General features: G+C 57.2%; 12 protein-coding genes. 7 read left to right on the forward strand and 5 right to left on the reverse strand.

What is annotated here, in order from left to right; all coding sequences use genetic code 11:
- Positions 1-42 precede the first annotated feature (42 nt).
- Positions 43-2,340, reverse strand: a complete 2,298-nt coding sequence (gene bglX, locus JT31_RS05660; protein WP_038474378.1) for a beta-glucosidase BglX — start codon at positions 2,338-2,340, stop codon at positions 43-45.
- A 176-nt stretch (positions 2,341-2,516) separates the two neighbouring features.
- Between bglX and dld the strand changes: the two genes are divergently transcribed.
- Positions 2,517-4,259, forward strand: a complete 1,743-nt coding sequence (dld, locus tag JT31_RS05665) for a D-lactate dehydrogenase (RefSeq protein WP_038474381.1) — start codon at positions 2,517-2,519, stop codon at positions 4,257-4,259.
- Positions 4,260-4,364: 105 nt separating this feature from the next.
- Entirely contained in the window at positions 4,365-4,919 is a 555-nt protein-coding gene (locus JT31_RS05670) for a GNAT family N-acetyltransferase (protein ID WP_038474384.1), read from the forward strand.
- Here the strand turns inward: JT31_RS05670 and pbpG are convergent, their stop codons facing one another.
- Together pbpG and JT31_RS05680 are read right to left on the reverse strand one after the other, a co-directional pair.
- Positions 4,920-5,861, reverse strand: a complete 942-nt coding sequence (gene pbpG / locus JT31_RS05675) for a D-alanyl-D-alanine endopeptidase (protein ID WP_038474386.1) — start codon at positions 5,859-5,861, stop codon at positions 4,920-4,922. It lies immediately after the preceding gene.
- Positions 5,862-6,022: 161 nt separating this feature from the next.
- Entirely contained in the window at positions 6,023-6,610 is a 588-nt protein-coding gene (locus JT31_RS05680; RefSeq protein ID WP_038474388.1) for a Yip1 family protein, read from the reverse strand.
- Positions 6,611-6,897: 287 nt separating this feature from the next.
- Between JT31_RS05680 and JT31_RS05685 the strand changes: the two genes are divergently transcribed.
- The gene (locus JT31_RS05685) at positions 6,898-7,461 is read left to right on the forward strand and encodes a DedA family protein (RefSeq protein WP_038474390.1); all 564 of its coding nucleotides are present in this window, start codon (positions 6,898-6,900) and stop codon (positions 7,459-7,461) included.
- Here JT31_RS05685 and JT31_RS05690 read toward each other — a convergent pair.
- Complete coding sequence (locus JT31_RS05690; protein WP_038474394.1) at positions 7,458-8,024, reverse strand: TetR/AcrR family transcriptional regulator; 567 nt, start codon at positions 8,022-8,024, stop codon at positions 7,458-7,460. The two genes, JT31_RS05685 and JT31_RS05690, sit on opposite strands and share 4 nt — an antisense overlap.
- A gap of 107 nt (positions 8,025-8,131) precedes the next feature.
- On the opposite strand from JT31_RS05690, the gene JT31_RS05695 reads away from it, so the two are divergent.
- The 4 genes from JT31_RS05695 to JT31_RS05705 all read left to right on the forward strand — a co-directional run bounded on the left by JT31_RS05695 (position 8,132) and on the right by JT31_RS05705 (position 10,693).
- On the forward strand, positions 8,132-8,599 hold the full coding sequence (locus JT31_RS05695) for a DUF1348 family protein (protein WP_038474398.1): 468 nt from the start codon (positions 8,132-8,134) through the stop codon (positions 8,597-8,599).
- 91 nt (positions 8,600-8,690) lie between these two features.
- On the forward strand, positions 8,691-9,428 hold the full coding sequence (locus tag JT31_RS05700; RefSeq protein ID WP_038474401.1) for a class I SAM-dependent methyltransferase: 738 nt from the start codon (positions 8,691-8,693) through the stop codon (positions 9,426-9,428).
- A gap of 114 nt (positions 9,429-9,542) precedes the next feature.
- The gene (gene yohP / locus JT31_RS22985; protein ID WP_008456306.1) at positions 9,543-9,626 is read left to right on the forward strand and encodes a small membrane protein YohP; all 84 of its coding nucleotides are present in this window, start codon (positions 9,543-9,545) and stop codon (positions 9,624-9,626) included.
- 146 nt (positions 9,627-9,772) lie between these two features.
- Complete coding sequence (locus tag JT31_RS05705; protein WP_038474404.1) at positions 9,773-10,693, forward strand: LysR family transcriptional regulator; 921 nt, start codon at positions 9,773-9,775, stop codon at positions 10,691-10,693.
- Between the two features lie 37 nt (positions 10,694-10,730).
- On the opposite strand, the gene JT31_RS05710 is transcribed toward JT31_RS05705, so the two are convergent.
- A complete protein-coding gene (locus JT31_RS05710; protein ID WP_038474407.1) occupies positions 10,731-12,125 on the reverse strand; it encodes a glycoside hydrolase family 1 protein in 1,395 nt (464 codons plus the stop codon).
- Between the last annotated feature and the right edge of the window lie 15 nt (positions 12,126-12,140).

The raw sequence follows: 12,140 nt of genomic DNA on the forward strand, positions 1-12,140 counted from the left end.
AGCCACCTCCGAGTGAGGTGGCTAATTTTAAATATAACCCGTTTATTTCAGCTCAAATTCACCCTGCTGCACGCGGGCAGAATCGAGGCCGATAAACACGTTGAACTTGCCCGGCTCCGCGTCGTACTTCATCTTCGCGTTCCAGAACTTCAGGGCGTTGATGTCGATTGGGAAGCTGACGGTCTGGCTTTCACCCGCTTTCAGCGCCACTTTCTTAAAGCCTTTCAGCTCTTTCACCGGGCGGCTCATGGAAGCGGTCACGTCCTGCAGGTACATCTGCACCACGGTTTCCCCTTCACGCCCGCCGGTATTGGTGACGGTGACCGAGGCTTCGACTTTGCCGTCGCGCTGCATGGTCGGCGCGGAAAGCTTCACGTCACCCACTTTAAAGGTGGTGTAGCTCAGCCCGTAGCCAAACGGATACAGCGGCCCGTTCGCTTCATCAAAGTAGCGTGAGGTGTATTTGTTTGGTTTTTCCGGGTTGTACGGACGGCCGGTATTCAGGTGGCTGTAGTATGTCGGAATTTGCCCGACCGAGCGCGGGAAGGACATTGGCAGCTTGCCGGACGGGTTATAGTCACCGAACAGAACGTCGGCAATTGCGTTCCCGCCTTCGGTGCCGCCGTACCAGGCTTCCAGCAGGGCATCCGCCTGCTGATCTTCTTTCACCAGCGCCAGAGGACGGCCGTTCATCAGCACCAGCACCAGCGGTTTGCCGGTGGCCTTCAGCGCGGTAATCAGGTCACGCTGGCTCTGCGGCAGCGTCAGGTTGGTGCGGCTGGACGCCTCATGCGCCATGCCCTGGGCTTCACCGACCACGGCGACCACTACATCGGCGTTTTTCGCCGTATTCACCGCGTCGTCGATCATCGCTTTCGGCGTGCGCGGGTCAACGGTGACTGCAGGTTCGTACTGGTTCAGGAACTCGACAATGTCTTTTTCATCGGTGACGTTCGCGCCTTTGGCAAACACCACTTTGCCCTGCTGACCTACGGCATTTTTGATGCCTTCCAGCGGGGTGACGGACTGCGCGGCCACGCCTGCGGCAGACCAGCTGCCCATGGCATCACGTTTGCTGTCCGCCAGCGGGCCAATCACCGCAATGGTGGAAGTCTTTTTCAGCGGCAGCGTTTGCAGGCGGTTTTTCAGCAGTACCATGCTTTCGCGCGCCACTTCTCGCGCTTCTTTGCGGTGCAGGCGGCTTTCGGCGTTGGTGTCTGCCGGGTCAGAATCTTTTGGCCCAAGGTGACTGTACGGATCGTTAAACAGCCCCATGTCGTATTTCACGTTCAGCACGTGGCGGGTGGCGTCATCCAGCTCTTTCATCGGCACCGCGCCGCTTTTCACCAGCTCTGGCAGGTATTTGCTGTAGTACTCGTCGCTCATGCTCATGTTGATGCCGGAGTTGAGCGCAATGCGCACCGCGTCTTTCGGATCGCTGGCCACGCCGTGTTTGATAAGCTCTTTAATCGCGCCGTGATCGGAGATGGTAATACCTTTGAACTTCCATTCGTCGCGCAGCAAATCTTTTAGCAACCAGCTGTCTGCTGAGGCCGGCGTACCGTTCAAAGAGTTCAATGCCACCATCACGCCGCCGCTGCCCGCGTCCAGCGCGGCTTTATATGGCGGCATGTAGTCGTTAAACAGGCGCTGCGGGCTCATGTCGACGGTGTTGTACTCTTTTCCGCCCTCCACCGCGCCATAGGCCGCGAAGTGCTTCACGCTGGTCATCACCGAGTAGCGGTCCGCCGGGCTTTTGCCCTGCATCGCTTCAACCATGGTGCGCCCCATAATCGAGGTCAGGTAAGTATCTTCGCCAAACCCTTCGGAGACGCGGCCCCAGCGCGGATCGCGCGAGACGTCGACCATCGGTGCCCAGGTCATGTTCAGGCCGTCATCCGCCGCTTCATAGGCAGAAATACGCCCCACGGTTTTCACCGCATCGAGGTTAAACGAGGACGCCAGGCCGAGGCTGATTGGGAACACGGTGCGCTGACCGTGCACCACATCGTAGGCGAAGAAGAGAGGAATTTTCAGGCGGCTGAGCTGCATCACCTGGTCCTGCATGGCGCGGATGTCCTGGCGGGTAACGGTGTTGAAAATAGCCCCCACCTGGCTGTCTTTGATCATCTCGCGGATAGCTTCTTTCGGGTTATCCGGGCCGACGCTGATTAAACGTAGCTGACCGATTTTTTCGTCGGTGGTCATTTTTTTCAGCAGGTCGGTGACGAAGGCATCACGCGCTTCCGGCGTTAAAGGGTGCGGGCCAAACATTTCGTCGGCCAGCGCAGGCTGCAGCGCCAGGCTTACGGCAACCCCTACAGAACAGAGCCATTTCATCGGATTCACTCTCACAAGCGTTTGTTAAGGCGTGCAGTTTGCCACATCGCCACCACGGTAAGAAGAGCGTAGCAAAGCCTGGCTGCTGATTTCGCGGAGATTTCCTCGTTACGCTCACGTTTTTCGGCGCTATGCTTAATGACAGGCTTTTTGATGCCACCACAAGGAGTGGACCCATGTCTGTTTTGATGAATTCCGATAATAAAACGCTGATAAACGAACTCTCTCGCCACGTTGGCTCGCACCATGTTTTAACCGATCCGGCCAAAACGGCCCGCTACCGTAAGGGCTTTCGTTCCGGCCAGGGGGAAGCGCTGGCGGTGGTGTTCCCCGGCTCCCTGCTGGAGCTGTGGCGCGTGTTAAGCGCCTGCGTCGCCGCCGATAAAATCATTATTATGCAGGCCGCCAATACCGGCCTGACCGAAGGCTCGACGCCAAGCGGCAGCGACTACGATCGCGATATCGTGATCATCAGTACGCTGCGTCTCGACAAGCTGCACCTGCTGGATAAAGGCGAGCAGGTACTGGCCTACCCCGGCACCACGCTTTACTCGCTGGAAAAAGCGCTTAAACCGCTGGGCCGCGAACCGCATTCGGTGATCGGCTCCTCCTGTATTGGCGCGTCGGTTGTCGGCGGTATTTGTAATAACTCCGGCGGTTCGCTGGTGCAGCGCGGCCCGGCCTATACCGAGATGTCGCTTTTCGCCCGCATTGATGAAAGCGGCAAGCTACAGTTGGTGAACCATCTGGGCATTAACCTGGGCACCACGCCGGAGCAAATTCTCAGCACGCTGGACGACGAACGCGTGAAAGACAGCGACGTGCAGCACGACGGCCGTCACGCGCACGATCACGATTACGTGACCCGAGTGCGCGACGTTGAGGCCGACACGCCTGCGCGCTACAACGCTGATCCGGATCGCCTGTTTGAATCTTCCGGCTGCGCGGGCAAGCTGGCTGTCTTTGCGGTACGCCTCGACACCTTCCCGGCGGAAAAGCGCCAGCAGGTGTTTTACATCGGCACAAACCAGCCTGATGTGCTGACCGAAATTCGTCGCCATATTCTGGCCAACTTCGAAAACCTGCCGGTCGCCGGGGAGTACATGCACCGCGACATTTACGACATCGCTGAAAAATACGGCAAAGATACGTTCCTGATGATCGACAAGCTCGGCACCGACAAAATGCCGTTCTTCTTCACCATGAAGGGGCGCACCGACGCGATGCTGGACAAGGTGCCGCTGTTTAAGCCGCACTTTACCGACCGCTTTATGCAGAAGCTCGGCGGCGTTTTCCCGGCTCACCTCCCGGAGCGGATGAAAACCTGGCGCGATAAATATCCTCACCATCTGTTGCTGAAAATGGCCGGAGATGGCATCGACGAGGCCAAAGCCTGGCTGAGCGAGTACTTTAAAACCGCCGAGGGTGATTTCTTCGTCTGCACCGCAGAAGAAGGCAGCAAAGCCTTCCTGCACCGCTTTGCCGCCGCCGGAGCCGCGATTCGCTATCACGCCGTGCATGCGGATGAGGTAGAAGACATTCTGGCGCTGGATATCGCCCTGCGCCGCAACGACGGCGACTGGTTCGAAGAGCTGCCGCCGGAAATCGGCGATAAGCTTATCCATCGCCTCTATTACGGCCACTTTATGTGCCATGTTTTCCACCAGGATTACATCGTCAAAAAAGGCGTGGACGTGCATGAGCTGAAAGAGCAGATGCTGGCGCTGCTGCATGAACGCGGCGCGCAGTACCCGGCTGAGCATAACGTCGGCCATCTCTACAAAGCGCCGGACACGCTGAAGCAGTTCTACAAGGCCAACGACCCGACCAACAGCATGAATCCGGGGATTGGTAAAACGACCCGGCGTAAAGGCTGGGCCGAAGACGACGGCGCTCAGGAGCACGGCTCGCAGAGATAAGTTTCTCCTATGGCGGGCAATCTATGTTTCACGCTTTTTTGGGCATAGATTAATGAGGCGGGGTGAAGACTATCTTCACCCTTTTTTCTGCCTAAGGAGCGAAAGATGTCCGCAGTAGAAACGTTGCCTTTCCCTTCAGTCCACATCAGGGAAGCAACGCCCGACGATATTCCTGCCATTAAAACGATTTATGCCTGGCACGTGCTGAACGGCAAAGGATCGTTTGAAGAGACCCCACCTGACGAACAGCAGATGACCGGGCGCCTGGCGGCGGTTCGCGCTCACGGCCTGCCGTGGCTGGTCGCGATGATTGACGAGCAAGTCGTGGGCTACTGCTACGCCACGGTTTACCGCCCTCGCCCCGGCTATCGCTACACGATAGAAGATTCGGTCTATATCGACGCCAGCATGACCGGGCGCGGCATCGGCAAAGCCCTGCTGAGCGAGCTCATTACCCTGTGCGAAAAGGGGCCGTGGCGGCAGATGATCGCGGTGATTGGCGACGGGGATAACAATACGGGCTCGTGCAAATTACATAGCCAGCACGGGTTTGAAACCGTCGGGCGGCTGCGTAGCGTGGGGTTTAAGCTGGGCGACTGGCGGGATACTTTAATGATGCAGCGCCCCCTCAACGGTGGAGACGGGACGCTGCCGGACTGATTACTCTTCTTCCGATCCTGCCGCGGTGTTGTTCGCTATTTGCGCCGCTTTAGAGCGCTTATAGCTTAATGCCGCCGCCGGAACAGGAGTCACTTTGCCGGTTTCCATCCAGTTGCGCAGGCGGTTAGCGTCGGCGAAGTGGGTGTATTTCCCGAAGGCATCCAGCACCACCAGCGCGACCGGGCGACCGTTAATCACGGTGCGCATCACCAGGCAGTGGCCCGCGTTGTTGGTGAAGCCGGTTTTGGTGAGCTGGATATTCCAGTTTTCGCGGTACACCAGATGGTTGGTGTTGCGAAACGGCAGGGTATAGGCCGGGTTGCGGAAGGTTGCCATATCCTCATGCGTGGTGCTGAGCTGACCCAGCAGAGGGTATTTCTGCGTCGCCACCAGCAGTTTGGTCAGATCGTTCGCGGTGGAGACGTTCTCAATCGACAGGCCGGTTGGCTCGACGTAGCGGGTATGGGTCATTCCCAGCGACTTCGCCTTAGCATTCATCGCGCGGATAAACGCCTCGTAGCCGCCAGGGTAGTGGTGAGCCAGGCTCGCCGCCGCGCGGTTTTCCGAGGACATCAGCGCCAGCAGCATCATGTTTCTGCGGCTGATTTCGCTGTTCAGGCGAACGCGGGAGTAAATACCCTTCATTTCCGGCGTATGGCTGATGTCCACTTTCAGCATTTCATCCATCGGCAGATGGGCGTCCAGCACCACCATCGCGGTCATCAGCTTGGTGATAGAGGCGATGGGGCGAACCAGATCCGGATGGCTGGAATAAAGAATTTTATTGGTTTGCAAATCGACAATCATGGCGCTGCCGGAGGCTATCTCCTGGCCGGCGCTGGCCGCGTGGGTGGCGACCTTGCTGGCTTCTGCCTGCGGGGCAAAAGGCACAGTCATCATCAGCGCAAGGCTGAACAACGATAAACGGATTTTTGTCGGCATGGTGACACTTCTGTAATGATTCCGGAAAAGTATAGGCTCACCGCAGGCATTCATCTGAATAATATAAACATGCGGGGCGCCGGAATCATACTCCGGCGCCCCGCTTTACTGCCAGTTAAGAATCGTAACGTTATATCAAAACTTTCCGATAATTCACCCCGTCAGAACAGGCGATACCCGTAACCCCACAGGATAACCGCGACGGCCAGCAGCACTTCCAGCACCAGTACGCCAATCGCCAGGGTTGAACTGGAAAAACTCATCCCCTCTTCTTTGTCGATGCCAAGGAAGTCCGGCACGCCGACGTAGAGCAGATAGCCGGTGTAAACCAGCGCGATGGCGCCTACCGCTACGCACAGCCAGACCAGCGGATAAAGCGCCACTATCCCGCTTAAGAACAGCGGCGTAGCGACATAGCCGGCAAAGACCATACAGCGGGCAAGCGACGGACGCTGCGGGTAGTTGCGCGCCATCCACCACATAACCCGGCCCATTACTGCGACACCGACAAGCATCAAGGCGTAGAAGAGAATACCCAGATACAAGCCGGTAAACATAGAGAGCTGAACGTAGGTGCCGTCCCCGAAATTCCAGCCGATTTGCGTGGTGCCGATAAACGCGCAGATGACGGGAATGGCCGCCATCAACAGCACATGGTGTGTGTAGTGATGCGAGACGGACTCGTTCTCGCGCCTGATTTCCTGCATTTCCCGATTAGGATGGGAAAACAATCCCCAGACATGGCTCATACAACCTCCGGACCTGCGGCGCAAATGCTTGCGATACACCAAGTATAATTCACCTTCAGGTTATTATTTAACCAGCCAAAAAATATCTCTGATTCTGTGCAGACAGGCGGCGATGAGTTGTATGCTTGAGGGAAAATTTCATACCCTAAATAATTCGAGTTGCAGGAAGACGGCAAGGCCGGGAATCCTCAGGAGCATAGCTAACTATGTGACTGAGGTGAGCGGGAGCAGCCAACGCACCTGCAACTTGAAGTATGACGGGTATACATGGAGGAGAGTCCTGCTTAATGGATATCAATGGCTTAATAGAACAGTATGGCTATGCCGCGCTGATTATCGGCAGCATGGCGGAAGGTGAAACCATTACCCTGCTAGGCGGCGTGGCCGCGCATCAGGGGCTCCTGACGTTCCCTCTGGTGGTGGCGTCCGTCGCGCTGGGCGGCATGATTGGCGATCAGGTTCTGTTTCTGGTGGGCAGGCATTTTGGCAGCGCCCTGCTGGCACGCTTTAAAAAACATCACAAGAAAATTGCCAAAGCGCAGGCGCTGATCAACCGCCACCCTTATCTGTTCGTAATAGGTAGCCGCTTTATGTACGGCTTTCGCATCGTCGGGCCGATTATCATCGGCGCCAGCAAGCTGCCGCCAAAGCTGTTTATCCCGCTGAATATCTGCGGCGCCATCCTCTGGGCCACGCTATTTACGACGCTCGGCTACCTCGGCGGCGAAGTGGTCGGCCCGTGGCTGCACAGCCTGGATACTCATCTGCGCCACTGGATTTGGCTTATTGTGGCGGTGGTGCTGGTTGTGGGCGTCCGGCTGTGGTTTAAGCACCGGCAAAAAGACGATTAATCTTCCGCCACGGGCAGCAACGCAAGCCACGCCCGTAGCAGCATTAGAGCTTCCTGGCCGCTGCCGTCGCGCTGGGCTTTGACTATCGCCCCGTCAATCACCAACGCCAACATTGCTGCCTGCTGCCTGCCGCCTGCGCTATCGGGCAAATAGTCAGCCAGGTATTGCACCATCGCCTGCTTGTGGGCGCGGGCTATCGGCAGCGTTTCCGGCAGCGCCTCTGCCATTTCTACCGCCGAGTTGATAAACGCGCAGCCGCGAAACGCCTCGTCCTCAAACCAGTTCTGCAAAGTGGCCGCTAACGCCTCAGCCAGCCCTTTCCCTTCGCCAGTTTGTGCTTCCAGCGTGCGGCTAAACCACGCCATCCAGCGCTGATGCCGATAATCCAGAAAAGCCCGGATCAGGTCATCTTTTGCCGGAAAATGCCGGTAGAAGGTCACTTTGGTGACGCTGGCTTCTTTGATGATTCGGTCGATACCGGTGGCGCGAATGCCGTCGCGGTAAAACAAATCGTGCGCGGTTTGCAAAATACGGTCGCGCGCGCCGGGGGTCGCAGTAGGCATGATCTCTCCTGTTAAAAATCTATCATGACGCATGTAGACAAATCTGTCTACCCAGGCTAGCTTAGATACGTAGACAGACCTGTCTACATATTCACAGGAGCAAAACCATGACAGTAAAACCCCCGGTTCCGCCGTTTACGCTTGAGACGGCAAAACAAAAAGTCCGCCTGGCGGAAGATGCCTGGAACAGCCGCGACCCTGAGCGCGTCTCGCAGGTTTACGCCCTGAATACCCACTGGCGCAACCGTGCAGAATTTGTTGATGGCCGCGAGGCCGTGGTGGGCTTTTTAACGCGCAAGTGGCAGCGTGAGCTGGACTACCGGCTGATCAAAGAGATCTGGGCGCACGACGGCAACCGTATCGCGGTGCGCTTCGCCTATGAATGGCATGACGACTCCGGCAACTGGTTCCGCAGCTTTGGCAACGAGAACTGGGAATTTGACGAGCAGGGCCTGATGATTAACCGCCACGCCTGCATCAACGACACGCCGATCAAAGAGAGCGAACGCGCTTTCTTCTGGCCGCTGGGCCGCCGCCCGGACGATCATCCTGAGCTGAGCCATTTCGGTTTTTAACGGTTTTGCCGCCGGAGCCGGTTTTCTTTCCGGCGGTGTAGCGTCTAAAATTCCTGCTGGCCAATGATGGCCTCACCAATGCGGAGGATTTATGACGCAAAATATCTATGACGATCCGGCATTTTTTGCCGGTTATGCCACGCTGGACCGCTCAATAAAGGGTCTGGATGGCGCGCCTGAGTGGGCAAAAGTCCAGGCTATGCTGCCGCCGCTGGCGGGCAAGCAGGTGCTGGATTTGGGCTGCGGCTACGGCTGGTTCTGCCGCTATGCGCGTGATGCCGGTGCAGCAAAAACGGTCGGGCTGGATGTTTCCACCCTCATGCTGGCGAAAGCTCGTGAAATGACCGAAGGGGCGGGCATTGAGTACCGGCAGGAAGATCTTGCCACGCTGCAGCTTCCGGCGAACAGTCTCGATTTAGCCTACAGCTCGCTGGCGCTCCACTATCTGGAGGATATTCGCCCGCTGTTCGCCACGCTTTACCAGGCGCTGGTGCCGGGCGGCAAGCTAGTCTTTACCGCCGAACACCCGATCTATACCGCGCCGCTGGAGCAGGCCTGGCTTAAGGATCAGGCGGGGCAGCGCAGCTGGCCGGTAAATCATTATCAGCAGGAGGGCGTGCGCATCAGCAACTGGTTTGCCGAAGGCGTTAAAAAACAGCATCGCAAACTGGCCAGCTGGATAAATGCCCTGATTGAGAGCGGCTTTGTGCTTGAAAAACTGGACGAATGGGGCCCGGAAGCCGAACAAATAGCCCTTAATCCCGCCCTGGCAGAAGAGGCCGAACGGCCAATGATCTTCCTGCTCGCGGCCGGTAAACCTCAGCGCTAGTCCGCAGCAACACCGCTTTTTTCTTCATTATTCCGTTTACGGGGAGGCAACTCCCCCCGTCTTCGTATCCTTGCCTATACTCATAAAGACCAAACAAAAAGGTAAGGAGCGCTAATGAAAATTATTTTATGGGCCATTCTGATCATCTTCCTCATTGGGCTGCTGGTGGTGACCGGCGTATTCAAAATGATCTTTTAAAAGCGCGGGCGCCACGGTTTGTGGCGCCTTTGCAACACTCTCCTCTCGCCGAGCCTTATTCTGCTCTCAACTTTCAATGCTGCCCTGTTCAACTTGCCGTCAGTATCCGGTCGGGCGTATCATCACGCCAATTGATTGGAGAAATAATGACTATCAAAGAAAATGATTTCCGCAAAATCGATCTTAATTTGCTGATCGCTTTTGCGGTGCTGTTCCGCGAGCAAAGCGTGTCGCTGGCGGCCGACAAGCTGCACCTCGGGCAGCCCGCAGTGAGCGGCGCGCTGGCAAGGCTGCGTGATATGTTCGACGACCCGCTGTTTATCCGCAGCGGCCACCGCATGCAGCCCACCGCCCGCGCAAGCGAACTGCACACCGAGCTGATGCCCCTGCTGGAGCAGCTGCAAAGTGCCCTTTTCCAGCAGGCGGAATTCTGCCCGGCCAGCGCCAAAGCGACCGTCACCATCGGCATGACCGACTGGGTTGAAATGTGGCTGATGCCAAAACTCATCCCCGCGCTGAAACAGGATGCGCCGGGCATGCGCATTAACGTCGTGGCAAGCGATCCGTTTACCGATGCTCAAAGGCTGGAAGGCGGCGAGCTGGATATGTCGATAAGCGTGGCGAATCAAAGCGCCCGCTGGCTGGAGCGGGAGGTGCTGACCAGCATGGGTTTTGTGACGCTCTGGCAACCGCAGCAAGTAGAGGCCAGCGCTTCGCTGTCGCTGGAAGAGTACGTAGCCCATCAGCACGTGCTGGTCAGCTATCGCGAAGCCAACAGCAGCCAGATAGGCACTCTGCTGGCGAAGCTCGGGCAGACGCGCCACGTCAGCTACACTACGCCGCATTTTGCCGCGCTGCCGGGCCTGCTGATGCAAATGCCCGCGCTGGCAACCGTGCCTGCGGGGCTGTCAGAGAGCTGGCAGAAAACCTGGGGGCTGACTGCCAGCCCGGTTCCCGTTGAAATACCGCCGTTTGAGGTCGCTCTGCTCTGGCATCAGCGCCATAACAGCGACGCCGCGCTGATGTGGCTGCGCGGGTTTATTCAGCGGCTGGTGAATGTCGCCTGACAGAGGGCAAGGTGAAGAGCCCTCCTGTGGTTACAACTTAGCGCTTGAGGCTGCCGCCGTTGGTGGCAATAACCTCTTTGTACCAGTGGAAGCTTTTCTTTCTTGAACGCGCCAGCGAGCCATTTCCCTGGTCATCACGGTCCACATAGATAAACCCGTAGCGCTTCGACAGCTCGGCCTTCGAGGCGCTGACCAGGTCGATAGGCCCCCAGCTGGTGTAACCCAGCATTTCTACACCGTCCTCAATTGCCTCGCCCACCTGCACCAGATGGTCGTTCAGATAGCTGATGCGATAGTCATCGTTGATCGTACCGTCGGCTTCGGGTTTGTCTTTCGCCCCCAGGCCGTTTTCAACGATAAACAGCGGCTTCTGATAGCGATCCCACAGCGTGTTGAGCAAAATGCGTAGCCCTACCGGATCAATCTGCCAGCCCCACTCGGAGCTTGCCAGATGCGGGTTCGGCACCATGCTGAGAATGTTGCCTCGCGCCTTTGCGTTAAGCTCTTCATCCGCCGTGACGCAGCCGGTCATGTAGTAGCTAAACGAGATAAAATCGACGGTATTTTTCAGGATCTCACGATCGTTCTCGCTGATTTCAAGCTGAATGCCGTTATCACGGAAATAGCGCAGCATATAGCCCGGATAGCAGCCCCGGCACTGAACGTCGCCGAAAAATAACCAGCTACGGTTTTCCTGCAGCGTTTCCAGCACGTCGTCTGGCTTGCAGGTGAGCGGGTACATCAGGCCACCCAGCAGCATATTGCCAATTTTTGCGTCAGGAATGATTTCATGGCAGGCCTTAACCGCCAGGCTGCTGGCAACCAGCTGGTGATGAATAGCCTGGTAAACTGCGCCTTTCTCCGGCTCGCCTTCAAGCCCAACGCCGGTCAGCGGCGCGTGCAGCGACATGTTGATCTCATTGAACGTCAGCCACAGCTTTACCTTGTGCTGATAGCGGCTGAAAACGCAGCGCGCATAGCGTTCGAAGCAGTCAATAACTTTGCGATTGCCCCAGCCGCCGTATTGCTTAACCAGGCCCCACGGCATTTCGTAGTGGGACAAGGTCACCATCGGCTGAATGCCGTGCTGCGCCAGCTCATCAAACAGCTTGTCGTAAAACGCCAGCCCGGCCTCGTTCGGCTCAAGCTCGTCGCCCTGCGGGAAGATACGCGTCCAGGCGATAGAAATTCGCAGGCAGCTGAACCCCATTTCGGCAAACAGCGCAACATCCTGCGGGTAACGATGGTAGAAATCGATGGCGATGTCTTTGATCCCGCTATCCCCCGGCACGCGCTCCTTCTGCGCGCCAAAAACCCCCTGCTGCATGACGTCCGAGGTAGAAATGCCCTTCCCGTCCTCCTGCCACGCGCCTTCGACCTGATTGGCGGCAATAGCGCCGCCCCACAGAAATGTCTTCGGAAATGCTGTCATATCATTCTCCTTTGC

The sequence above is a fragment of the Cedecea neteri genome, from assembly GCF_000757825.1.
GTDB classification, from domain to species: Bacteria; Pseudomonadota; Gammaproteobacteria; order Enterobacterales; family Enterobacteriaceae; genus Cedecea; species Cedecea selenatireducens.